Source organism: Sphingomonas sp. PWP1-2 (assembly GCF_049898305.1).
In the GTDB taxonomy this organism is placed as follows: Bacteria; Pseudomonadota; Alphaproteobacteria; order Sphingomonadales; family Sphingomonadaceae; genus Sphingomonas; species Sphingomonas glacialis.
Genome location: NZ_JAFCXM010000005.1, coordinates 298256 through 320603 on the forward strand (window position 1 = coordinate 298256; position 22348 = coordinate 320603).

The window sequence follows — 22348 nt, forward strand, 5'->3', positions numbered from 1 at the left end:
GCGACCACGGTGCTGCAACTGCACTCGCACTTAGCGCCGGGTCTCTCCCCGAGCGGCGAGCGGGATGCGCTCGACGATCTGCCCGAGGCGGGTGCGCAGCGTCGTGAAGGTGGGCGTGTCATCCTGCGTCTTCCCGAGCCGGACGAGCACGAGCTTCTGATCGGACGAGGCGATGACGAACTGGCCGAGATGGCCGAGGCACGACACCAACGAGGCGGGGCCGTGGTCGGGGAACAGCGCGGGTCGCCGGTCGACCCCGCCGGGCCGGTTGAGCCAGAGCTGACCGCCATATTCGCGATTGTCGGGCGACGGCGTCTTCATGAAGGCGAGCCAGTCGGGCGCGACGATCTGCGTGCCGTCGGGCGCCTTGCCCGCGAGCAGCACGCTGCCGAGCCGGCCATAATCGTCGAGCGTCATGTAGATCAGCGATCCGCCGATCTGCGTTCCCGCGCCGTCGAATTCGAGCCGTGCGCTGGTGATGCCCGCGGGGGTGAACAGGCGGCGCTCGGCGTACGCCTGGTAGGCGCGTGCCCGCTCGCGGGGGTCGGTGCTCGTCGTCAGCGTGCGCGTAATGATTTCCGACAGGATCAGCGTCGTCAGCGAGCTGTATTCGAACTTCGCACCGGGTTTGGCCTCGAGCTTCGCACCGATCGCGCGCGCTGCCATCGCCTGCGGTCCGCTGACGAACAGCACTTGGTTGGTGTCCGACGCTTCGACCGGATCGCCGACTTCGGTGTGCGCCAGCCCTGACGCCATATTCAGCAGCATCCGCAGCGTGATCGCACGGCGCGGATCGCCCGCTTCGTGCCATTCGGCGATCGGCGCGGGCGCATCGAGCGCGAGCTTGCCGTCGGCGACAAGGTCTCCGACGAGCAGCGCGGTGACGGTCTTGGCCATCGACCAGCTGATGAAGCGCGTCGCATCGGAATAGCCCGGCGCATAGCGTTTCGCGACGACCTGCCCGTCGCGGAGCAGCAGCGCGGCGCGCGTTTCGCCGACATCGGCGCGGAACAGCGGCGCGAGCGGGCCGGGGTCAGGGGCGGCGACCGATCCGGTCGCGAGCAGTGCGCTCGCCAGCATCAGCCAATGGCTTTTCATTCGCATGGACGAAGACTAGGCTCGGCGGTGATGAATGCAAGACGCCTGATTCTTGGGTCGTTGCTCGCCATGGTGCTGGTCGTGGCGGGGGGCAGCTATGCGTGGGTGCGTGGCCACCGCGCCCAGCTCGAGCTCGGCGTCGGCTACGCCGCGCGAGTCGCGTGCGGGTGCCGCTATGTCAGCGGGCGGCCGCTCGGCGACTGCCACAAGGATTTCGAGCCGGGGATGGAGCCGATCCGGCTGTCCGAAGATCCAGCGACGCGCACCGTGACCGCGTCGGTCCCGCTGATCGCACGGCGCAGCGTGCGCTACGATCCGGTGCTCGGCTGCCAGCCGGAGCGCTTTACGGGGACGCCGCTCGTCGTGCCGCACTGAGCGCGCGCGGGCATCAGGCGTCGGCGTAGCGCGCGGCGGTGTCGCGGATCAGCGCGATCATGTTGGGAATGCCTTGCGTACGGTTCGAGCTCAGCTGGTTCTTGAGATCGAACGGCGCGAGCTCGGTCGGGATGTCGGTGGCGAGGATCGCCGCGGCGGGCTGATCCTGGACCGCCAGCAGCACGAGCGCGATGATCCCCTTGGTGATCGCAGCGTTCGAATCGGCGAGGAAATGCAGCGTGCCGTCGTCCTCCGCCATCGGATAGACCCATACCGAGGCCGAGCACCCGCGCACCAGCGTCGCATCGGTTTTGAGTGCGTCGGGCATCGGTTCGAGCTCGCGGCCGAGATCGATGAGGAGCCGGTAACGGTCGTCCGCATCGAGGAAGCTATATTCGGATTCGAGATCGGCGAGGGTTTGCATGGGGGTTGCTATACCGCACCCTCCGAGGGTGCCAACCCCAACCGTCGCCCCGGCGTAGGCCGGGGCCGATGGCTCGTGTGCGGGGCTGGTGCAGCGCGCCCGGCATAGCGGCCGCGGCCTGCGCCGGGGCGACGGATTACAAGTCCACGCCCGCCGCGATCGCCTCGAGCTTGCGGATCCGCTCCTTGAGATCGGCGATCTCGATCCGCGCGCTCGCATTGGGCAGCGGTTGCGCTGGTGTCGGATCGCCGAACGCGTGGAGTTCCTGCTGCTTGAAGGCGAGCCAGCCGCGCCAGCCGGTCAGCGCGGCGCCGGTCAGCATCGCAAGCCCGGCGAGGCCGGCGGTGGCCATCGTGATGTAGAAGGTCGGGTCGGTCATCATCCCTGCTCCTGCAAAAAGGGTCATCGGTTAGGGCCGGTCGCGGAGCTTCTCGATCTCGCGATCGAGGCGGGCGCCGCTGTCGTTATTGTCGGTGGCGAGGCGTTCGAGCACGGCGAGCCGCTCCTTCATCGCCCGCAATTCGTCGCGCAGCCGGTCGTTCTCGGCCTGGGCTGCGGGATCGTCGCGGAAGCGGACGTCCTCGCCATGCTTGGTGTGGACCACGCCGTAGCGCGCCATCAGCACGCGGCCGAGCGTGACCACGACGATGATCGCGACGACCATTTCAAACGGGTTCATTTGGGTCACTCCTTCAAAAGGGTGGAACTGGACCGGCTTATTCGGCCGGGACGGCGGCTTCGCGAAGTTTGCGGCGGCGTGGGCGGTCGACGCTTTCGGTCGCCCAGACACCCCCCGCCGTAACGACGGCGAGCACAATAAAGAATGCGATCATGATATCCTCGGGGAGAAAGAGTTTGTTTGTAAAGAGTTAGTTGAGTGGAGCGTCGCGCAGGCGGTCGATTTCATGCGAGAGGTTGACGCCACGGTCGGTGATGATCCGCTCGAGCACGCGGACGCGCTGTTCGAGCCGTTCGGTCTGCGCGGCATATTGCGCGGCCTTTTCGGCGACCAGCGTCGCCTCGATCTCCATGCGGCGCTCCTGATGGCGCAGCCACGGGCGGACTATGAAGATGCCGATCACGGCGCAGAGCGGGATGCAGACCGCGAAGATCGGGATCAGCAGTGCGATGGGGAAGCCCATGGCGGTATCCTTTCGGGATCAGCGCAGCGCGTCGATTTCGCGCGAGACACGCTCGGCGGGATCGGTGGCGATGCGTTCGAGCACCGCGAGGCGCTCCTCGAGCCGGCTGACCTGGCCGTGCAGCTTGTCGTTCTCGGCCTTGAGCAGGTCGGTCTGGCGGGTCAGGCTGAGGTCGTCGCCGCGGTGGATCAGTTCGCCCTTCTTTGTCTCGATCGGATAGCCGTGCTTGGCACGGACCCAGGTGTTCACGACCCAGGCGACGGGTCCGACCGTGATCGCCGCGACCGGGATCAAAAGTGCTAGGTTGCTCATGTGTTTTCCCCTGTTTGGCTTTGCCCCAAGCCCGGATCAGATCAGCGCAGGCTGTCGATCTCGTCGGCGAGGCGTGTGTTGCGGCTGGTGTACATCATCTCGATGTCGGCGAGGCGACGGTCGATGTCGCGGAACTTGCTGCGGACTTCGGCGGTCGAGCGCGTCGGGTTGGCGCGCACGCCCTGCCAGAACTTGGCGTCCTCGGCGCTGTCGTAGAGGCCGAGCGGCTTCTTGTCGGCGACACAGGCGATGATGATGTACGCCAGCAACACCCAGCCGCTGGTGACCAGCGTCAGCATCGCGGTGCCGACGCGGACGAGCGTCACGTCGATGCCGGTGTAATCGGCGATCCCCGAGCAGACGCCCAGCCATTTGCTGTTCTGCTTGTCGAGGTAGAATTTGGTGCGGCTGGCGGACATTTCAGTTCCTCCGTGCTGGATCGTAGGGGGTGGGCTCGGCGAGCGGCATGCTCGCGCGCCATTCGGGGTGATCGACGGCGATGATCCGTTCGACCGTGCCGAGGCGCTCCTCGAGCCGGCGGGCGAGCGAGTAGAGCTCGTCGAGCAGCTTCTCGTCTTCGTTGGTGATCTTGGGCGCCTGCCGCCACTTGGTGATGTAGTGCAGGATCACCCAGGGCATCCCGATGAAGAGCGTGCCGCAGACGGCGATGGGGACGAGGACGTCCTCCACCTCAGCCGTCCTTTCCGACGCGGGCCTTCATCGCGGCGAGTTCGGCCTCGACCTTCTCGGCCGACTTGAGCTCGGCGATTTCCTCGTCGAGCGTCTTGGGCGGGGCGCCGAAGCCGGCGACCTCGGCGCGGCCCTCGGCCATGTCGACGCGGCGCTCCATGATCTCGAAGCGGCTGAAGGCGTCCTGCATCTTCGGCCCGGCGTAGAGGTCGCGCAGCTTGAAGCGGTTCTGCGCGCTCTCGAGCCGCGTCGCGATCGAGTTCTGGCGGGTGCGTGCCTCGCGCAGCTTGCCGGTGAGCTTGGCGATGTCCTCTTCCGAGCTGCGCAGCGCCTCGTCGAGGACGCTGATCTCGCCGCTGAGCTGCCCGGCCATGTCGGCGGCCTTCTGCTTCTCGACGAGCGCAGCCTTGGCGAGGTCCTCGCGGCCCTTCGACAGCGCGAGCTCGGCCTTTTCGGTCCAGCTCTCCTGCAAGCTGCCGAGCTTGCTGATGTGGCGGCGCATTTCCTTCTGGTCGGCGATCGTGCGCGCGGCGGAGGCGCGGACTTCGACCAGCGTTTCCTCCATCTCGAGGATGATCATGCGGATCATCTTGGCGGGGTCTTCGGCCTTGTCGAGCAGGTCGGTGAAGTTGGCGGCGATGATGTCGCGGGTTCGGCTGAAGATGCCCATGATGTTACTCCTTCGGGGGGTACGCAGATACTGGCGAGAAAACTCAGGCGATCGTGCTGATCGCGGCAGGGGCGGCAGTGGCCGGGCCGACCGTGCCGACGATGGCGACCGACCCGATCAGGACGGTGGCGACGAGGGCGACGAAGATCTGGGCGACCGAGTTGCCCGACTTATATTCGCTGTTCATTTCGTGTCTCCTTGGCGGAAGTGCGGAGCCCCGTGGGGCGATGCCAACAGCTTTGCAGGGAGCGTGCCAGTTTTCGAAATGGCGGATTTGCGTGGGTTTGGGTGTGGTAGTTAAAAAACACACTTGCCAAGGCTTGGGATTTTACGCCAAGCGTTGGGAATGGAGCGAACGACCCAAGTGATCGGACAATCGGGCGCGTTTCTCGACGCGCTCGAACTCGCCAGCCGCGCGGCGGCGCTCGACCGGCCGGTGCTCGTGATCGGCGAGCGTGGGACGGGCAAGGAACTCGTCGCCGAGCGCCTGCATCGCCTGAGCCCGCGCTGGGACCAGCCGCTCGTCATCATGAACTGCGCGGCGCTGCCCGAGACGCTGATCGAGGCCGAGCTGTTCGGGCACGAGGCTGGCGCGTTCACCGGCGCGACCAAGGCGCGGGCAGGGCGGTTCGAGGAGGCGCATCGCGGCACGCTGTTCCTCGACGAGCTCGGCACGCTGTCGATGGCGGCGCAGGACCGGCTGCTGCGCGCGGTCGAATATGGCGAGGTGACGCGGATCGGAGCGTCGCGGCCGATGCGCGTCGACGTCCGCATCGTGGCGGCGACCAACGAGCATTTGCCCGACAAGGTCGCGCGGCATCAGTTTCGCGCCGATCTGCTCGACCGCTTGAGCTTCGAGGTGGTGACGTTGCCGCCGATGCGCGCGCGCGTGGACGACATTCTGGTGCTGGCCGAGCATTTCGGCCGGCGGATGGCGTCCGAGCTCGGGCGCGACCATTGGCCGGGCTTCACCAAACCGGCCGAAGCGGCGCTCGTCGCGTACCAATGGCCGGGCAACGTGCGCGAGCTGCGCAACGTCGTCGAGCGTGCGGTGTATCGCTGGGATCTGGACGGGCCGATCGACGCGATCCAGTTCGACCCGTTTCACTCGCCGCACCGGCCGGCGACGATGGTGTCGCTTGCCGAGCCCAGCGCAGTCGCACCAGCGGCACCGCCCGTCGCAGCGCCGCCGTCCGCGGCAGCCGCGGAACCGATGGATTACAAGGCGCGGCTCGCGCGCTTCGAGTGCGAGATGCTGCAGACGGCGATGGCCGAGAACCGCTTCAACCAGCGCGCGACTGCCGAGGCGCTCGGCCTCAGTTACGACCAGCTGCGCCACGCGCTGAAGCGCCACGGGCTGATTTCGGGCGCGGCGACAGAATCGGTTGCGTAACGAGCGGGCGGGACCCATTTGCCGGGCCTGACGTTTGCGTATCGAGCTTTACAGGAGAAGACCCATGGCTTTCGAACTTCCCCCGCTGCCTTATGCCTATGACGCGCTGGAGCCGACGATCTCGAAAGAGACGATGACCTTCCATCATGACAAGCATCATGCGGCTTACACCAACAAGCTCAACGAAGGCGTCGCTGCCGACCCGAAGCTCGAGGGCAAGACGATCGAGGAAATCCTCGGCATGATCTCGACGCTGCCGCCGCTCGTGCGCAACAATGGCGGCGGTTTCTGGAACCACGATTTCTTCTGGAAGATCATGGGCCCGGCCGGCTCGACCCAGCCGTCGGGCGCGCTCGCCGAGGCGATCGACGCCTATGGTGGCCTCGACAAGCTCAAGGACGATTTCAACACCAAGGGTGCGGGCCAGTTCGGTTCGGGCTGGGCGTGGGTGATCAAGGACGAGAGCGGCGCGCTGAAGGTCGTCTCGACGCCGAATCAGGACAACCCGTTGATGGACGACGCCAAGGACAAGGGCACGCCGATCCTCGCCAACGACGTGTGGGAGCATGCCTATTACCTCACCTACATGAACGATCGTCCGGGCTATCTGAAGGCGTGGTGGGACGTGGTGAACTGGGACGAAGCCGGCAAGCGTTTCGACGCGGCCTGAGCCACAGCGGCGGTTCAAACGATTGCAGTTGCACGCGGTGCAGTTGGTAGCGCGTACATTGCAGTTGCTAAGGATCCTGCTGCAGTGCACAAAGAGTGTGCCTTTCAGGCATCCTCTCCTAAAACTTTCACGGCCGGTCGAAAGACCGGCCTTTTTTTTGTTTGTGCGGCTGGTATAGCGAAATCGCTGTCGTAGCGCCGGATCAGAACACAAACGACGGATGAGGGGCCGCCGGTAAAAACCGGCAACGGCGACACGATCGTGCGGGGGATCGAGCGAATGCGCTCTCCCCCGCGATTTCCTGAGATGCCTGAGGGATTGTTTTTCCTCTCCCGCGCGCGGGAGAGGCTACGTAGACTAGGTCCGCCTCCTTCAGGCGGACCTAGTCGCAGTCGGTGAGGGCCTTCTGCTGGACATGCGCCGACGAGAAGAAGACCCTCACCCAACCCTCTCCCATGAAGGATGGGAGAGGGCTAAACGGCTTCACTCCACTGGCGGGACGGGCGGGTCGTCCTGCGTGTTGAAGCCGTGCTTCATCAGCATCGGCACATTGGCGAAGGCGAAGATCAAGGTCAGCGGGATCACGCCCCACAGCTTGAAGCCAAGCCAGAAGGCGTAGCTGAATTCGTGGCGGACGATTTCATTGATCACCGCGAGGAAGGCGAAGAACAGCGCCCAGTTGATCGTCAGCTTGCGCCAGCCGGTCTCGTTCAAGCCGGGATAGGCAGCTTCGAGGAACAGGCTGAGCAGCGGCCGTCCGGTCAGCAGCCCGAAGACCAGAATCGCCGAGAGCATCGCGTAGATGACCGTCGGCTTGATCTGGATGAATTCCTTATTGTGGAAATAGAGCGTCAGCCCACCGAACACGAGCACCAGCGTGCCCGTCAGCCACAACATCGGCGAGATCCGGCCCGAGCGGACGAGCGAATAGATCATCGCCGCGATGCTCGCGATCATGAACGCGGTCGTCCCCGCGATCAGTTTGACCATGTCGATCCCGGGCGTCAGGAAATTGACGAGGAAGAAGATCGCGATCGGGCCGATGTCGATCGCCAGGCGCTGCCCGGCGCCGAGCGGCTTCTTGGGGGAGGTAGGGGTCATTTGCGGACCCCTTCCACGCCGGCGATGATCCGCGCAACCTCGTTCGCGTCGAACGGGCGCAGATCGCCCATGCCCTCGCCGACGCCGATCGCGTGGATCGGCAGGCCGTATTGCTCGGCCGCGGCGACGAGCACGCCGCCGCGTGCGGTGCCATCGAGCTTGGTCATCACGAGCCCGGTGACGCCGGCATCCTTCTTGAACACCTCGATCTGGCTGAGTGCGTTCTGGCCGGTGGTCGCGTCGAGCACGAGCAGCACGTCGTGCGGGCTGTCGACGTTGAGCCGGCCGAGCACGCGGCGGATCTTCGAGAGTTCGTCCATCAGCTCGCGCTTGTTCTGGAGGCGCCCGGCGGTGTCGACGATCAGCACGTCGATGCCGGTGGCGGTCGCCTGCTTGACCGCCTCATAGACGATCCCGGCCGCGTCGCCGCCTTCCTTGCCTGAGATGATCGGTACGCCCGCACGCTCGGCCCAGGTGGCGAGCTGGCCGATCGCGGCGGCGCGGAAGGTGTCGCCGGCGGCGAGCATCACGCCGTAATCCTGTTCCTTCAGCAGATGCGCGAGCTTGGCGATCGTCGTCGTCTTGCCCGAGCCGTTGACGCCGATCACCAGGATGACGTGCGGGCGCGGGAAGCCGGTGATCTCGAGCGGCTTGGCGACGGTGTCGAGCACCTTCTCGATTTCCTCGGCGACGACGAGGCGGATGCCGAGATCCTCCATGTCGCGCTCGAACACGCCGGTCGACAGGCGGTGGCGGATGCGCGCGGCGGTTTGCGGGCCGAGGTCGGAGGCGATCAGCGCTTCCTCGATCTCGTCGAGCGTCGCGCGGTCGAGCGGGCCGGTGCCGAGCCCGGCAAGATTGCCGAGCAGCCGGTCGGAGGTGCGCTTGAACCCGCCGAGGAGTTTGTCGTGCCAAGTGGGGGTCATGCGCTGATCTCTTGCAACTGCAACGGATTTTCCTTCCCCGGCGAAGGCCGGGGCCCAGGAGAAATGGCGGATGTTGGCGAGGGCTGGACTTCCCCACGGCCGTTCCACGACTGGGCCCCGGCCTGCGCCGGGGAAGCGGGGAGGGGAATGGCGCGAAGCGTGCTGCCGTTGGTGTCGATGATGCGAACGGTCTGCACCACCCCGACTGCCCGCGTGTCGAAGCGCACCTCGGCGAAACCGGGCGTATGGCCGCGATCGCCCGGTCGCTCGACCAGCACGTCCTGCGTCGTGCCGATCAGCCCGCGCAGCCACACCGCCTTGCGCCGCGCGCCAGCCGCGCGCAGCAGCGCCGCGCGCGCCTTGCGGACGGGCACGGGCACCGCCGGCATCCGTGCGGCAGGCGTGCCGTCGCGCTCCGAATAGGGGAAGATGTGCGCGTGGACGACGTCGCACTCGTCGATCAGCGCGAGCGTGTCGGCGAACATCGCGTCGTCCTCGGTCGGGAAACCGGCGATCAGGTCTGCGCCGATCGTGATGTCGGCGCGCGCCGCCTTGAGGCGTTCGACCAGCGCGACGCTTTGGGCGCGCGCATGACGGCGCTTCATCCGCTTGAGGATCATGTCGTTGCCCGCCTGGAGCGAGAGGTGGACGTGCGGCATCAGGCGCCGCTCCTGCGTCAGCAGCGCGAACAGGCGATCGTCGATCTCGATCCCGTCGAGCGACGATAGCCGCAGCCGTTCGAGCGCGGGAACGTGGCGGAGGATCCGCTCGACCAGCTGCCCGAGGCTCGGCGCCCCGGGCAGATCGGGGCCGTAGCTGGTGAGGTCGACGCCGGTCAGCACGATCTCGCGGTGGCCCGCATCGACCAGCGCCGCGATCCGATCGATCACCGCGCCGGCCGGAACCGAGCGGCTGTTGCCGCGGCCGTAGGGAATCACGCAGAAGGTGCAGCGATGGTCGCAGCCGTTCTGCACTTCGACAAAGGCGCGGGCGTGCGCGGCGAAAGCGGGCGCAAGGTGCGGGGCGGTTTCGCGGACGCGGAGGATATCGCCGACGATCACCGGATCGGGGGCTGCCCACGCTTGCGCCGTCAGTTTCTCGGCGTTGCCGAGCACGCGGTCGACCTCGGGCATCGCAGCGAAGCTCGCCGGGTCGATCTGCGCGGCGCATCCCGTCACCACCAAATGCGCCAGAGGCCGCTCGGCACGCGCGCGGCGGATCGCCTTGCGCGTCTCGGCGACCGCGCCGTTGGTGACGGCGCAGCTGTTGACGACGACCAAATCACGCCCGCCAACAAGCGCGCGGATCGCTTCGCTTTCGGCGATGTTGAGGCGACAGCCGAGGGAGATGATCTGCGGATCGGGCATTGCGTCGCGATCTAGGGGGCGTGGGGCGGTAAGTCCATGGATCGCGCGTCGCGGCGGCGGAAGGGCGGGCGCGGGAGTGGGGCGGCCTAAGGCTGGCGTCGACCTCTCCACGGGCCGACCCACCCCCAGCCCCTCTCTTTCTGGGAGGGGAGTAAGAAGTCAGCCCGCGCGGCGTTCGTCGGGCTCGCCCGCTTCGCTCGCCGCGTTCTGCAACAAGCGCCGCTCGGCGAGCAGTCGCCGCGTGTTGGCGATGCTCGTCGGACGTCCGTAGAGATAGCCCTGGCCCTTGCCGCAGCCGAGGCCGCGCAGCCGCTCCTCGACCGCGAGATCCTCGATCCCCTCGGCGGTGATCGGCAAATTGAGGCTGTCGCCGAGCCGCGTGATCGCGGTGACGATCGCGGCGCTTTCGGTGTTCTCGGTCATCGACATGATGAAGCTCTTGTCGATCTTGATCCGGTCGAACGGCAGCGCGCGCAAATGCGCGAGCGAGGAATAGCCCGTCCCGAAATCGTCGAGCGCGAGCCGGATTCCCTGGTTCTTGAGGCTGCCGACGATCGATTGCGCGAGCGGGAGATTGTCGAACAACGCGGTCTCGGTGATCTCGATCTCGAGCCGACTGGCGGGGAAGCCTGTCTCGGTCAGCACCTTGATGATCTTCTGTGCGAGCCACGCGTCGCGCAGCTGGCTCGGCGAGATGTTGACCGACAGCGACAGCGCCGCGTCCCAATCCTTCGCGGCGAGGAACGCCTGGCGCATCAGCGACAGCGAGAGATCGGCGATCATCCCGGTTTCCTCGGCGATCGGGATGAAGGTGTCGGGCACGATCAGCCCGCGCGTCGCATGTTCCCAGCGCGCCAGCACTTCGAACCCGCTCAGCCGGCCCGTCGTGAGGTCGATCTGCTGTTCGAAATAGGGGACGATCTCCTGGCGCGGGATCGCGTTGCGCAAGCCCACTTCGAGCTCGTTGCGCGCTTGCAGCTCGCGCTCCATCGACAGGTCGAACCAGGCGAAGCGGTTGCGGCCCGAATTCTTGGCGGCGTACATCGCGATGTCGGCCGAGCGCATCAGCGCGTCGATGCTCGCGCAATCGAAGTCCGAGCGGGAAATGCCGACCGAGACCGAAATGTGCAGCTGCAATCCCTCGATCCGGAACGGCTGGGCGAGTTGGCTGACGAGCTTTTCGGCGATCCGCTCGACGGTCGCGGGGTGCGCCGCATCGAACAGGAAGGCGCACGCGAATTCGTCGCCGCCGAAGCGCGCGGTGAGCGCGACGCTCGGCATCGCCTCGGCGATCTGCAGCGCGACCTGCTGGAGCAGCGCGTCGCCGGTCGCATGGCCGTGCATGTCATTGACCATCTTGAAATGGTCGAGATCGAGCATCAGCAGCGCCATCGCCTTGTTGCGCGCCTGCGCCCGCACGAACATCGCGGCGCCTTCCTCGGCCAGGCTGCGGCGGTTGAGGAAGCCCGTGAGCGGATCCTTGGCGGCGAGCATCTGCGCGCGCTCCTCCGCGGCGGTGCGGATCGTCACTTCATGCGCGAGCTCGCGGTGGCGGCGCCAGCCGAACAGGATCAGCGCGACGTTGAGCAGCAGCGCGATCACCAGCGTCTGGTCGGGCCCTTCGCCGCCGTAAAAATAGCGCCGGACGGTGGTCGACAGCACCGAGCTGCCAGTCCCGACGAACAGCAGGATCGAGGCGACCGTGATCGCGCCGTTGAGGATCTCGCGGCGTTTGGGCGGGGCAGAGCTGCCCGCGTCGCTCGGTTCGCCACGTATCTCGACCGTCATAGAAAGCTGTCCACCCCACACTGAACCTGTCTCTTCTCACGACAGCCGTGTAGATCGCGTTAAGCCCGACGGTTGCGCGGCGCATCGAAACGGCGTAGGGCGCGCGGATCGTTCCTGCACTGGAGCGTAAGGGCTGCCCCATGGGGCTACGCCGGCCGACGAGGTTTCGTCCGCCGGCGCTCTTTGCGTTACGGTGCGGCGGCGATGTTTTGGAAGGGTTTTTTCGGATGTTCGAGAGCCTGAGCGACCGTCTTGGCGGTGTGTTCGATCGGTTGCGGGGGCGCGGTGCGCTCACCGAGGCAGACGTGCGCGGCGCGATGCGCGAAGTGCGAGTCGCGCTGCTCGAAGCCGACGTTGCGCTGCCGGTGGCGCGCGATTTCGTCGATAAGGTCACCGAACAGGCGGTCGGCCAGAACGTGTTGCGTTCGGTCACGCCTGGGCAGCAGGTCGTCAAGATCGTCAGCGATGCGCTGACCGAGATGCTCGGCGCAGAGGCGGCCGAGCTCGAACTCGGCGTAACGCCGCCGGCGATCATCATGATGGTCGGCCTGCAGGGCTCGGGTAAGACGACCAGCACGGCGAAGATCGCGCTGCGGCTCGCCAAGCGGCAGGGCAAGAAGGTCTTGATGGCGTCGCTCGACGTCAATCGCCCGAACGCGCAGGAACAGCTGGCCGTGCTCGGCACCCAGGCCGAAGTCTCGACGCTGCCGATCGTGGCGGGCCAGCAGCCGGTCGATATCGCACGGCGCGCGGTCCAGGCGGCGAAGCTGCAGGGCTATGATGTCCTGATGCTCGACACCGCGGGTCGTCTCCACGTCGACCAGGCGCTGATGGACGAAATGCGCGCCGTCGCCGACGTCGCCAAGCCGAACGAAATCCTGCTAGTGGTCGACTCGCTGACCGGCCAGGACGCCGTCAACGTCGCGCAGAACTTCTCCGAGCAGGTGCCGCTCACCGGCATCGTGCTGACCCGGATGGACGGCGATGCGCGCGGCGGTGCGGCATTGTCGATGCGTGCCGTCACCGGCAAGCCGATCAAGTTCGCCGGCATGGGCGAAAAGCTCGACGCGCTCGAGGCCTTTGATCCCAAGCGTGTCGCTGGCCGCATCCTGGGCATGGGCGACGTGGTCGGCCTCGTCGAGCGCGCGGCCGAAGCGATCCAGGTCGAAGACGCCGAGAAGATGGCCGCCAAGATGGCCAAGGGGCAGTTCGACCTCGACGACCTGCGCGCCCAGCTCAAGCAGATGCAGCGGATGGGCGGCATCGGCGCGCTCGCCGGCATGATCCCGGGCATGGGCAAGGCCAAGGGCATGGTCGACCAGGTCGGCGGCGAAAAGGTGTTGGTGCGGATGGACGCGATCATCACCTCGATGACCGCGAAGGAGCGGCGCAAGCCCGAACTGCTCAACGCCAAGCGCAAGATCCGCGTCGCCAAGGGCTCGGGGACGACCGTGCAGGACGTCAACAAGCTCCTGAAGATGCATCAGGAAATGGCCAACGCCATGAAGAAGATCAAGAAGATGGGCGGCCTTGCCGGCATGGCCAAGATGTTCGGCGGTGGCGGCGGCATGGGTGGCCTCGGCGGTGCGCTCGGCGGAATGGGCGGCATCGACCCGGCCAAGATGCTGAGCGGCGGCGGGGGCGGTCTTCCCGGCCTCGGCGGCGGCCAGACCAAGCTTCCCCCCGGCTTCGAGAATTTGCTCAAGAAGAAATAAGTTCAACCCGATCAACAGATTAAAGCAAGAAGGTACTCTATCATGGCAGTCAGCATTCGTCTTTCGCGCGGCGGTTCCAAGAAGCGCCCGTATTACCGCATCGTCGTCGCCGATGCGCGCGCACCGCGCGATGGCCAGTTCATCGAGAAGATCGGCACCTATAACCCGCTGCTCGCCAAGGATGACGAGAAGCGCATCGTGCTCGACACCGAGCGTGCGACCTATTGGCTCGGCGTCGGCGCGCAGCCGACCGACCGCGTTGCCCGCTTCCTCGACGTGAAGGGTGTGCGCGAGCGCGCTGCCCGCAACAACCCGAACAAGGGCAAGCCCGGCGAGAAGGCCGTCGAGCGCGTCGAAGAGCGCCAGAAGAAGCTCGACGATGCCGAGGCCGCCAAGGTCGCAGCAGCCGCCGCTGAGGAAGAAGCCAAGGTTGCAGCCGCTGCCGCTGCGGAAGAGGCCAAAGCCACTGCCGCTGCCGAGGCTGCTGAAGCCGCTGCCGCTGCCAGCCAGGCCGAGACCGAAGCAGTCGTCGCTACCGAAGTAGAAGCCGCGACCGAAACCCCGACCCCGGAAGCCGAAGCCGTTGCTGAGGCGACCTCGGAAGAAACCCCGGCGAACGGCTGATGCAACAGGACAACCCCGTCACGCTCGCCGTCATCATCGGCGCGCACGGCGTGACGGGGGAGGTCCGTCTCAAGGTCTTCACCGAGGATCTTGCCGCGTATACCGACTTCAACGGCGGCACGCTGTCGTTGAAGTCGGTGCGCCACGGCAGCAACGGCATGATCGCGCGGATCGCCGAAGTGACCGACCGCAATAAGGCCGAGGCCTTGCGCGGGACCGAGTTGACCGTACCGCGCTCGGCGCTGCCGCCGCTCGAGGACGGCGAATATTATCACACCGATTTGCTGGGCTTGCCTGCGGTTTCGACCACGGGCGAGGCGCTCGGCCATGTCGTCGCGATCGACGATTTCGGCGCGGGCGACGTGATCGAAATCGAACGGCCGTCCGAGGACGGCAAGCCGGGCAAACGCTTCATGATCCCGATGAACGCCGACGCCGTTCCCGAGTGGAATGCCGAAAAGCTCGTTGTCGAGGCCGGCTTTATCGTCTGAGCGGCTGCCGCTCGTCGAGCAAATTGCGGATCGTCGTCGCGGCGACGCCGGCTTCGCCCATCGCGTGGCTGATCTGGTCGAGCCCTTTCACGACATCGCCTGCCGCGAACAGGCCGGGGATCGAGGTGCGCTGGTGGTCGTCGACTTCCAGGCAGCCCTCGTCGGTTGCGTTGGCGCCCGCCGCGACCGCCAGGTGCGAGCGGATCGTCGAGCCGAGCGCGGGATAGATGCTGTCGAAGCTGAGCGCGCCGTCGGGCGTGGTGATGACGATCTGATCGCCCTGGACCTCGATCGGCGTGCAAGGCCCGTCGCGGTGGACGATGCCCGCTTCATCAAGCTTGGCGCGGCAGCTGTCGTCGAGCTCATGCGCGCCGCCGGGGGCGATCAGCGTCACGTCCTTGGTATAGCCGCGCAGGAACAGCGCCTCCTTCATGCCGTGTGTGGCGGTCCCGATGATGCCGACGCGCTTGTCGGTGACCTCATAGCCGTCGCAGATCGGGCAATAGCGGATCAGTCCGTTCTCGAGCGCGGCGTCGTGAACGGCGCCGTCCATCTTGGGGCGGAGGTTGACCACGCCGGTCGCCAGCAGCACCGAACGCGTAGGGAAGCTGCGGCCTTCGACCTCGACGGTGAAATCGTCGCCGCGGCGGACGATCGCGGTGACTTCTGCCTCTTCGCGCAGCGCGCCGAATTCGGCCGCCTGTTCGCGCATCAAGCGGAGCAGTTCGGTGCCCTTGATCCCGCCGGGATAGCCGGCATGGTTGTGCGTCCGCGGGATCAGCGCGGCGCGGCTGCTGCCGCAATCGAAGAGCCTGATCTTCAGATGAAATCGCGCGAGATAGATCGCGGCGGTAAGGCCGGCGGGACCGGCGCCGATGATGATGCAATCGTCCATGGCTGCGATACGCGCGAGAGAGCAGGGCGTTCCTTGACGGGTTTGCGGAATGTATATACGCCTTGTATATACGGAGTTTGAGATGGGCGACGAATACACTGCTAAAACCTTCAAGTCCGGCAACTCGGTCGCGCTGCGATTGCCGAAGGCGTTGGGCGTGAAGGAGGGCATGGAGATGAAAGTGCGTGAGGATCGCGGCAGCTTCATCGTCGAGCCGGTCAACATCCCCAAGCGTAAGTTCAATATCGATAAGGTCTGGGGTATCGGCCAACATCTCGACCTGAAGCCCATCGCGAGCGAAGATCGCGTTTTTGAGCATCGCACCTTGCTGTCGGACGATCCTGATTGGCTTGCGCCGGTCGAACCTGAAGCGTGAAGTATCTTCTCGACAGCAATATCATCATCGCAGCGATTTCGGCATCGAGTTCTCGGTTGCGGGAGCGGATGGCGATGTGCGACGAGGATGATATGGTTACGTCGGCGATTGCCTATGCCGAGGTCGCGCATGGCGCGATGAATGGCAAGCCGCCGCCGCTCGACATTATCGACGCGTTTCTGGAGAGCATCCCGGTACTGCCGTTCGATCAGGCATCGGCTCGGATTTATGCAGCGCTTCCCTTCGTTCGGGCAAGCTACGACAGGCTGATCGCGGCGCACGCTCTTGCTTGCAAGCTGACCATTGTCACCGGGAATGTCCGTGACTTTAAGGGTATTCCCGATCTTTGTGTCGAGGATTGGACGCTGGCATGACCTTCGCCGCGACTATCCTCACGCTCTATCCCGAGATGTTCCCCGGACCGCTTGGCCTGTCGCTCGCCGGCCGCGCGCTCGGTGAGGGCAAATGGAGCCTCGACGCGCGGAACATCCGCGATTTCGCGACCGACAAGCACAGCACTGTCGATGGCACGCCGGCGGGCGGCGGGGCGGGGATGGTGCTGCGCCCCGATATCCTCGCCGCAGCGATCGACAGCGTCCCCGCCGGACGCCCTCTGCTCGCGATGACGCCACGTGGGAGCCCGCTTACGCAGGCGCGCGTGCGCAGACTCGCCGAAGGTCCCGGCGTCACCATCCTCTGCGGGCGCTTTGAAGGCTTCGACGAACGCATCTTCGCCGCGCGCGAGATCGAGGAAGTTTCGATCGGCGACTATATATTGTCGGGCGGCGAGATGGGCGCGCTTGTCCTGCTCGATGCTTGCATTCGGCTGCTCCCCGGCGTAATGGGCGCGGCTCACAGTGGCGTGGACGAGAGCTTCGAAACGGGGCTGCTCGAATACCCGCAGTACACCCGACCTTATGAATGGGAAGGGCGCACGATCCCCGAAGTGTTGCGATCGGGGGATCATGCGAGGATTTCGGCATGGCGCAAGCACATGGCCGAGACCGAAACACGGCTAAGGCGGCCGGATCTCTGGGAGCGCCATGAGGGTGCTCGGGTCCAGTCGCCCTCTGGCGCGCGACGAACGAAGAAGGACGCATGAGATGAATCTCATCCAGACGATCGAAGCCGAGAACATCGCCAAGTTTCTCGAGAACAAGAAGATCCCCGAATTCCGCCCCGGCGATACGCTGAAGGTCGGCGTGAAGGTGGTCGAAGGCGAGCGCACCCGCGTCCAGAACTACGAAGGCGTGTGCATCGCGCGTTCGAACAAGGGCATGGGTTCGAACTTCACCGTACGGAAGATTTCGTTCGGTGAAGGCGTCGAGCGCGTTTTCCCGCTGTATTCGCCGAACATCGACAGCATCGAAGTCGTCCGCAAGGGCGCGGTGCGTCGTGCGAAGCTGTATTACCTGCGTGGCCGCACCGGCAAGTCGGCGCGTATCGCCGAGCGTCGCGACACGCGTCCGGCCAAGACGGTCGCTGCCGCCGAGTAATCGGATCGCCAGCGCCGCAAGGCACAGGAAAGGGCGCGGGGATTTCGATCCCCGCGCCCTTTTTGTTTGGGCTTAGGCCTCGGCGCGGACCAGCGGCGCGTGCCGGTCGACCAGGATCGCGCTTGCCTGGTTGAGGCCGATCAGCTCGACGATCGTCCCGTGGCGCCGCATCTTGGTGACCAGATCCTCGAGCGTGCCGACCGCGGTTACGTCCCACAGATGCGCGCGCGTCAGGTCGATGCGGACGGTCCGCGCCGTGTCGCGCAGGTCGAACTGATCGGCGAAGATCTCGGCGCTGGCGAAGAAGACCTGCCCTGACACGGTGTAGATGCGCGTATCGGTCGCGGGATCGAACGTCGTGTCGACGCGCAGCAGCTTGGTCACCTTGAAGGCGAAGAACACGCCGCTGAGCAGAACGCCTACGCCGACGCCGGCGGAGAGATCGTGCGTCGCCACCGTCACCACGACGGTCGCGAGCATGACGACGCCCGAGACCTTCGGATGCCGCGCCAGATCGGCGAGCGAGCTCCACGAGAAGGTGCTGATCGACACCATGATCATGATCGCCACCAGCGCCGCGACGGGCACCTGCGCGACCCACGGGCGGAGCGGCACCATGATGACGAGCAGGAACAGGCCCGCCGCCAGCGTCGACAGCCGCCCCCGGCCGCCATAGCGGACGTTGCCGACCGTCTGGCCGATCATGCCGCAGCCCGCGATCCCGCCGAACAGCCCGGCCGCGACATTCGCCAGCCCGAGCCCGCTGCACTCGCGTGCCTTGGAGCTGGTGGTGTCGGTGAGATCGTCGACGACGCTCGCCGTCATCATCGATTCGAGCAGGCCGACCGCGGCCATCGCGAAGGCGTAGGGCGCGACGATCCGCAGCGTCGCCCAGTCGAGCGGGACGTTCGGCAAGGCGAACGCGGGCAACGACGTGGGAAGCCGACCCAGATCGGCGACAATGTGGATCGGCATCGGGAAGGCGATGCTGATCGCGGTCAGCACGACGATGCAGATCAGCGGCGAGGGGATCGCGGTCGTGATGCGGGGCACGAGGTAGATGATCGCCAGGCCACCCGCGATCATCGCATAGGTGTGCAAGGTGACGCCGAGCATCTGCGGCAGCTGTGCCGAGAAGATCAGGATCGCGAGCGCGTTGACGAAGCCCGTCCGCACCGAGCGCGAGACGAAGCGCAGCAGCACGTCGAGCTTGAGCAGCCCGAACACGATCTGGAGCAGACCGGCGAGCACCGTCGCGTAGAGCAGGAATTGCAGGCCGTGGCCGTGCACCAGCGCCGCCGCGACGAGCGCGACCGATCCGGCGGCGCCCGAGATCATCGCCGGGCGCCCGCCGAAAAAGGCGAGGACGATGCCGATGACGAACGAGGCGAACAGGCCGACTTCGGGGTCGATCCCGGCGACGAACGAAAAGGCGATGACTTCGGGGATCAAGGCAAAGGTGCCGACCAGGCCGGCGAGCAGATCGCGGCGGGCGCCACCGATGCCGCTGAACCATTCGGCGCGATACCGGGAAAGGGGAGTGCTGTTCATAAAAGGAGTGTCCGCAAAAATCGCAGCTGCGCCGTCTGTCGAGAGCGGCGTCGAAATTTGGAGTGCGATGTGCGTTGTCCGGCGGATCGGCGGCCGGAATAGCCACCCGGATTTGCACCGGGTCCATGCGAGTGCGCTCTAGGTACTGCGGTTTGTGCTGCGGCGCAACACGGTGGGGCGCTAAAGGACGCGCAGGCCCAATTCTCCCAGCAACTGCCCGGCTTGCTCGCGCGAGATCGTCGCGCCGCGGAACTGGCGCGCGTCGACCAAGGCGATCCCGCCGAGATCACAGCCGCGCAAGTCGGCGCCGTCGAAGCGGCAGCCCGCGACCCCTGCGTCGCGCAGGCTGCACTCCTCGAACACCGCCGCGCGGAAGTCGCTCTTGCGCAGATCGGCCTGGCCGAAGTCGAGCTTGCGCAGCGTCTGCTTGCGGAAGGAGAAATTGGGCAGCTTGGCGTTGATCAGCAGCACTTCGTCGAACCGCAGGTCGAACGCCTTGGCGTCGGACAGGTCGGCGCCGGTGAGCTTGCAGCGTTCGAAGCTGGCGGCGGTCAGCGTGGCACCCCGCAGGCTCACGTTGTTGAGATCGCTCGCTTCGAAGCGCGCGTCGGCGAGATCGGCGCGAGTGAACTGCGCGAAGGCGGTGCGGCACGAGATCCACGCCGTCGCCTCGAGCCGCGCGCCCGATAGGTCGGCGCGGCGCAGGCTGCACCGCTCGAAGCGCCAGTGCGACAGATCGAGCCCCGACAGGTCGGCGTCGTCGAGGTCGCAGTCGAGGAGATGCTGCGGGCCGTTCGCGATGAGGCGTTCGAGGTCGGCGCGTTGCAGCGGTTCTTCGCGCGACACGGTGGGGAGCGGGGCGGTCATCGCTCCTCCTAGCCCGAAGCGCCGCGCAGCGCGACCTAGCGGAACGCGATCAGCTTGACGCTGTCGGGCAGCGGCGGGGTGGAGGCGTCGGGATGGTCGAGGCGCGCGGTGATCGCCTCGATGATCGGGGCGATCACCGCGCCGTCGGGATGGTGGCCGGCACCGCGGATCACCGCGCTGAAGCCGTCGCGCTTGGCGAGGAACGCGGTCTTGTGGAGCTCTTGCCCCATCGCGGCGGGAACGGTGTCGTCGGCGATGCCGTGGAGCAGGAAATACGGCTCGTCGAGCTTGGGCACCGCGGCAAGATTGTCGTAGCGATCGGCGATGAAGCTGCGCGCGATCTTGGGTGCCATCGCGCGCAGGCCGGTGAAGGTGCCGATCGTCACCAGCGCGTCGAGCTTTTGCCGCATGGCGAGGCCGAACGCGACACCGCCGCCGAGGCTGTGGCCGACGACGATCACGCGGTCGCTGCCGGCAAGGCGCTTGGCCTCGGCGTAGAACGCGTCGGCATCGCGCCCGAGGCCGGCTTCGTCGGCTCGGCCGGGATTGCCCGAATAGCCGCGATATTCGGCGGCGACCACGCCATAGCCCGCGGCGATCAATGGTGCGAACCAGTCGAGCGAGCCCATCGCGCTCGACGCGTTGCCGTGGAAGACGAGCAGCGTCGGCTGGCCCGGCCGAGGTGCGATTTCGGCGCCGGTGATGGCGAGGCCGTCGCTCGTCGTCAGCCTCACCCGCTGCGCGCCCGCTGGGAGCGGCGCGGCGGCGATCGGGGCGGTCGGCGCGGGGTAGATCCGGTCATGGATCCACTGGCTCGACACGGGGCTTGCCGCCGCGACGAGGAGCGCGGCGCCGAGCGCGACCAGACGGATACGTCTCTGTTGCATCGAATACCCTCGCAGCGCTGCTTTCCTTCCGAAAGCGGGATCGTGTAATGCTTGCATAACACACGTCATCGCGCTATACTTTTCGCGATTTGAGGCCATGGGGGGAAACATGTCCGACGTCGCGATCACCACTGCCGCCGAACCCGATGGCGCGCCGCGCATCGCGGTGCTCGATATCCTGCGCGGGGTGGCGATCCTCGGCATCCTGTTCATGAACATCAACGACATGGGGCAGTCGCTCTATGCGTCGTTCGACGACATTCGCCATCTCGGCTGGTCGGCGAGCGATCAGGTGGCGTGGTGGCTGCGCGAGGTGTTCGCCAACGGCACCGCGCGCTGCATGCTCGAGATGCTGTTCGGCGCGGGGATGGTGATCCTCACCGACCGTGTCGCCGAACGGGCGGGCGAAAGGGTCGTGCTGCGGCGCTACTATGTGCGCAACCTGATCTTGTTCGCCTTCGGGCTCGTCCATGTCTTCATCCTGCTCTGGCCTGGTGACATCCTGCACACCTATGGGCTGGCGGCGTTGGTGGCGTTCCTGTTCCGGCGGTTGCGGCCGCGGCTGCTGATCATGATCGGGCTGACGCTCGCGCTGTTCCAGCTCGTCGGCGGCGGCTATTTCGGCTATTATCAGACGCTGCAGACGCGTGCGCAGGTCGCTGCGATCGAGGCCAAGGTCGCGGCCGGTGCCAAGCCGACCGCCGACGAGCGCAAGCTGCTCAAGAACAAGGCCGAGAAGACCAAGAAGCGCGCCGAGACCAAGGCCAAATCGCGCAGCGACATTGCGGCGGAGGACGCCGCGCGGACCGGCACCTTCGCGACCTGGGCAGCGGCGCAATGGCACAGCTTTCTCGACATAGAATCGCAATTTCTCGAAGTGCTGTTCGTCTGGGAGGCGGCGAGCGTGATGCTGCTCGGCGCGGCGCTCTACAAGCTCGGCATCCTGCAGGGGCGGCGGTCGCGGCGCTTTTATGTCGGGATGGCAGTCATCGCCTATGGTGTCGGGATCCCGCTTCGCATGATCGGCGCGCACGAGCAGATGCAGTTCGGCAACGGCCCCTACACCTTCTGGGCGAGCTACGAGATTGCGCGTCAGGCAATGACGCTCGGGCATGTCGCGCTGATCAACCTGCTCGTCTCGACCGTGTTCGGCGCGCGGCTGTTGCGGCCCTTCGTTGCGGCGGGGCGGACCGCGTTGTCGATCTACATCGCGCAGACGCTGATCTGCCTCTGGGTGCTGTATCCGCCGTTCGTCCTCGGCCTGTACGGCAAGATGAGTTGGGGGCCGCTGATGGTGACCGCGCTCGTCATCGACGCGGTGCTGCTGGTCGGCGCGAACCTGTGGGTGCGGCAGTACGACATCGCGCCGGTCGAATGGGCGTGGCGGTCGCTGGTCGAGCAGCGCGTGCTGCCATGGCGCAAGCGTCCGCGCGCGCCGCAAGCCGAGGGCGCGCCTGCACTCGCCTAACGTCCCTTTACCTGGCGCGCGG

Annotated in this window: 28 protein-coding genes, 1 pseudogene and 1 other annotated feature; of the genes and pseudogenes, 11 read left to right on the top strand and 18 right to left on the bottom strand. The window is 66.3% G+C overall.

Annotation, left to right across the window (positions count from 1 at the left end; translation table 11 throughout):
* Nucleotides 1-30: 30 nt before the first annotated feature.
* The gene (locus tag ACP7C5_RS14725) at nt 31-1104 is read right to left on the bottom strand and encodes a serine hydrolase domain-containing protein (RefSeq protein WP_426264809.1); all 1074 of its coding nucleotides are present in this window, start codon (nt 1102-1104) and stop codon (nt 31-33) included.
* 24 nt (nt 1105-1128) lie between these two features.
* On the opposite strand from ACP7C5_RS14725, the gene ACP7C5_RS14730 reads away from it, so the two are divergent.
* A complete protein-coding gene (locus tag ACP7C5_RS14730; protein WP_133187432.1) occupies nt 1129-1473 on the top strand; it encodes a hypothetical protein in 345 nt (114 codons plus the stop codon).
* Nucleotides 1474-1486: 13 nt separating this feature from the next.
* On the opposite strand, the gene ACP7C5_RS14735 is transcribed toward ACP7C5_RS14730, so the two are convergent.
* The 9 genes from ACP7C5_RS14735 to ACP7C5_RS14775 form a co-directional block, all read right to left on the bottom strand.
* Nucleotides 1487-1897, bottom strand: coding sequence for a SufE family protein (locus tag ACP7C5_RS14735; protein ID WP_133187434.1), 411 nt, complete (start codon nt 1895-1897; stop codon nt 1487-1489).
* 136 nt (nt 1898-2033) lie between these two features.
* On the bottom strand, nt 2034-2276 hold the full coding sequence (locus ACP7C5_RS14740) for a hypothetical protein (RefSeq protein WP_133187436.1): 243 nt from the start codon (nt 2274-2276) through the stop codon (nt 2034-2036).
* 30 nt (nt 2277-2306) lie between these two features.
* Nucleotides 2307-2576 carry a hypothetical protein gene (locus tag ACP7C5_RS14745; protein ID WP_133187438.1) on the bottom strand — a complete coding sequence of 90 codons (270 nt, stop codon included), beginning with the start codon at nt 2574-2576 and terminating at the stop codon, nt 2307-2309.
* Between the two features lie 190 nt (nt 2577-2766).
* Nucleotides 2767-3039: a hypothetical protein gene (locus ACP7C5_RS14750; protein WP_426264810.1), complete on the bottom strand. Its 273-nt coding sequence runs from the start codon at nt 3037-3039 to the stop codon at nt 2767-2769.
* An 18-nt stretch (nt 3040-3057) separates the two neighbouring features.
* The gene (locus ACP7C5_RS14755; protein WP_133187443.1) at nt 3058-3351 is read right to left on the bottom strand and encodes a hypothetical protein; all 294 of its coding nucleotides are present in this window, start codon (nt 3349-3351) and stop codon (nt 3058-3060) included.
* A 41-nt stretch (nt 3352-3392) separates the two neighbouring features.
* Nucleotides 3393-3770 carry an envelope stress response membrane protein PspC gene (gene pspC / locus ACP7C5_RS14760; protein WP_133187445.1) on the bottom strand — a complete coding sequence of 126 codons (378 nt, stop codon included), beginning with the start codon at nt 3768-3770 and terminating at the stop codon, nt 3393-3395.
* 1 nt (nt 3771) lies between these two features.
* Nucleotides 3772-4041, bottom strand: coding sequence for an envelope stress response membrane protein PspB (gene pspB / locus ACP7C5_RS14765; protein ID WP_133187447.1), 270 nt, complete (start codon nt 4039-4041; stop codon nt 3772-3774).
* 1 nt (nt 4042) lies between these two features.
* Complete coding sequence (pspA, locus tag ACP7C5_RS14770) at nt 4043-4711, bottom strand: phage shock protein PspA (RefSeq protein ID WP_206365634.1); 669 nt, start codon at nt 4709-4711, stop codon at nt 4043-4045.
* Nucleotides 4712-4754: 43 nt separating this feature from the next.
* On the bottom strand, nt 4755-4898 hold the full coding sequence (locus ACP7C5_RS14775) for a hypothetical protein (protein WP_426264811.1): 144 nt from the start codon (nt 4896-4898) through the stop codon (nt 4755-4757).
* Between the two features lie 159 nt (nt 4899-5057).
* Here ACP7C5_RS14775 and pspF point away from each other — a divergent pair, with 159 nt between their 5' ends.
* Together pspF and ACP7C5_RS14785 are read left to right on the top strand one after the other, a co-directional pair.
* Nucleotides 5058-6104 carry a phage shock protein operon transcriptional activator gene (gene pspF, locus ACP7C5_RS14780; RefSeq protein WP_426264812.1) on the top strand — a complete coding sequence of 349 codons (1047 nt, stop codon included), beginning with the start codon at nt 5058-5060 and terminating at the stop codon, nt 6102-6104.
* A gap of 64 nt (nt 6105-6168) precedes the next feature.
* A complete protein-coding gene (locus ACP7C5_RS14785) occupies nt 6169-6774 on the top strand; it encodes a superoxide dismutase (RefSeq protein ID WP_189676901.1) in 606 nt (201 codons plus the stop codon).
* A gap of 483 nt (nt 6775-7257) precedes the next feature.
* Here the strand turns inward: ACP7C5_RS14785 and ACP7C5_RS14790 are convergent, their stop codons facing one another.
* From ACP7C5_RS14790 to ACP7C5_RS14805, 4 genes are all read right to left on the bottom strand, one after another.
* Nucleotides 7258-7875, bottom strand: a complete 618-nt coding sequence (locus ACP7C5_RS14790; protein WP_189676902.1) for an inner membrane-spanning protein YciB — start codon at nt 7873-7875, stop codon at nt 7258-7260.
* Nucleotides 7872-8801: a signal recognition particle-docking protein FtsY gene (gene ftsY, locus ACP7C5_RS14795; protein ID WP_133187457.1), complete on the bottom strand. Its 930-nt coding sequence runs from the start codon at nt 8799-8801 to the stop codon at nt 7872-7874. The genes ACP7C5_RS14790 and ftsY overlap by 4 nt, the downstream gene beginning before the upstream one ends.
* A complete protein-coding gene (gene mtaB / locus ACP7C5_RS14800) occupies nt 8798-10168 on the bottom strand; it encodes a tRNA (N(6)-L-threonylcarbamoyladenosine(37)-C(2))-methylthiotransferase MtaB (protein ID WP_426264813.1) in 1371 nt (456 codons plus the stop codon). The genes ftsY and mtaB overlap by 4 nt, the downstream gene beginning before the upstream one ends.
* Before the next feature lie 159 nt (nt 10169-10327).
* Nucleotides 10328-11956, bottom strand: coding sequence for a putative bifunctional diguanylate cyclase/phosphodiesterase (locus ACP7C5_RS14805; RefSeq protein ID WP_322159588.1), 1629 nt, complete (start codon nt 11954-11956; stop codon nt 10328-10330).
* A 227-nt stretch (nt 11957-12183) separates the two neighbouring features.
* Between ACP7C5_RS14805 and ffh the strand changes: the two genes are divergently transcribed.
* The 3 genes and pseudogenes from ffh to rimM all read left to right on the top strand — a co-directional run bounded on the left by ffh (nt 12184) and on the right by rimM (nt 14786).
* Entirely contained in the window at nt 12184-13671 is a 1488-nt protein-coding gene (gene ffh / locus ACP7C5_RS14810; protein WP_322159586.1) for a signal recognition particle protein, read from the top strand.
* A gap of 42 nt (nt 13672-13713) precedes the next feature.
* Nucleotides 13714-14154: pseudogene (gene rpsP, locus ACP7C5_RS14815) on the top strand (30S ribosomal protein S16); the annotation flags it as partial.
* 140 nt (nt 14155-14294) lie between these two features.
* Nucleotides 14295-14786 carry a ribosome maturation factor RimM gene (gene rimM / locus ACP7C5_RS14820; protein ID WP_426264814.1) on the top strand — a complete coding sequence of 164 codons (492 nt, stop codon included), beginning with the start codon at nt 14295-14297 and terminating at the stop codon, nt 14784-14786.
* On the opposite strand, the gene ACP7C5_RS14825 is transcribed toward rimM, so the two are convergent.
* The gene (locus ACP7C5_RS14825; protein ID WP_426264815.1) at nt 14776-15681 is read right to left on the bottom strand and encodes an NAD(P)/FAD-dependent oxidoreductase; all 906 of its coding nucleotides are present in this window, start codon (nt 15679-15681) and stop codon (nt 14776-14778) included. The two genes, rimM and ACP7C5_RS14825, sit on opposite strands and share 11 nt — an antisense overlap.
* Before the next feature lie 82 nt (nt 15682-15763).
* Here ACP7C5_RS14825 and ACP7C5_RS14830 point away from each other — a divergent pair, with 82 nt between their 5' ends.
* The 4 genes from ACP7C5_RS14830 to rplS are packed head-to-tail and all read left to right on the top strand — an operon-like array spanning nt 15764 to nt 17553.
* Complete coding sequence (locus tag ACP7C5_RS14830; RefSeq protein WP_206365635.1) at nt 15764-16057, top strand: AbrB/MazE/SpoVT family DNA-binding domain-containing protein; 294 nt, start codon at nt 15764-15766, stop codon at nt 16055-16057.
* Complete coding sequence (locus ACP7C5_RS14835; protein WP_133187473.1) at nt 16054-16431, top strand: type II toxin-antitoxin system VapC family toxin; 378 nt, start codon at nt 16054-16056, stop codon at nt 16429-16431. The genes ACP7C5_RS14830 and ACP7C5_RS14835 overlap by 4 nt, the downstream gene beginning before the upstream one ends.
* A complete protein-coding gene (trmD, locus tag ACP7C5_RS14840; RefSeq protein WP_426264816.1) occupies nt 16428-17159 on the top strand; it encodes a tRNA (guanosine(37)-N1)-methyltransferase TrmD in 732 nt (243 codons plus the stop codon). The genes ACP7C5_RS14835 and trmD overlap by 4 nt, the downstream gene beginning before the upstream one ends.
* 1 nt (nt 17160) lies before the next feature.
* Nucleotides 17161-17553 carry a 50S ribosomal protein L19 gene (gene rplS / locus ACP7C5_RS14845; protein ID WP_010186138.1) on the top strand — a complete coding sequence of 131 codons (393 nt, stop codon included), beginning with the start codon at nt 17161-17163 and terminating at the stop codon, nt 17551-17553.
* 72 nt (nt 17554-17625) lie between these two features.
* Here the strand turns inward: rplS and ACP7C5_RS14850 are convergent, their stop codons facing one another.
* The 3 genes from ACP7C5_RS14850 to ACP7C5_RS14860 form a co-directional block, all read right to left on the bottom strand.
* Complete coding sequence (locus ACP7C5_RS14850) at nt 17626-19104, bottom strand: SulP family inorganic anion transporter (RefSeq protein ID WP_426264817.1); 1479 nt, start codon at nt 19102-19104, stop codon at nt 17626-17628.
* 72 nt (nt 19105-19176) lie between these two features.
* Nucleotides 19177-19232, bottom strand: a sequence feature (sul1 is cis-regulatory element that is thought to sense ions involved in sulfur or methionine metabolism; They are found in Alphaproteobacteria).
* 52 nt (nt 19233-19284) lie between these two features.
* The gene (locus tag ACP7C5_RS14855; protein WP_426264818.1) at nt 19285-19971 is read right to left on the bottom strand and encodes a pentapeptide repeat-containing protein; all 687 of its coding nucleotides are present in this window, start codon (nt 19969-19971) and stop codon (nt 19285-19287) included.
* A gap of 35 nt (nt 19972-20006) precedes the next feature.
* Nucleotides 20007-20858 (bottom strand): alpha/beta hydrolase, encoded by an 852-nt coding sequence (locus tag ACP7C5_RS14860; protein ID WP_426264819.1) that lies wholly within the window; start codon nt 20856-20858, stop codon nt 20007-20009.
* Between the two features lie 109 nt (nt 20859-20967).
* Here ACP7C5_RS14860 and ACP7C5_RS14865 point away from each other — a divergent pair, with 109 nt between their 5' ends.
* Entirely contained in the window at nt 20968-22326 is a 1359-nt protein-coding gene (locus ACP7C5_RS14865; protein WP_426264820.1) for a DUF418 domain-containing protein, read from the top strand.
* Nucleotides 22327-22348: the final 22 nt, after the last annotated feature.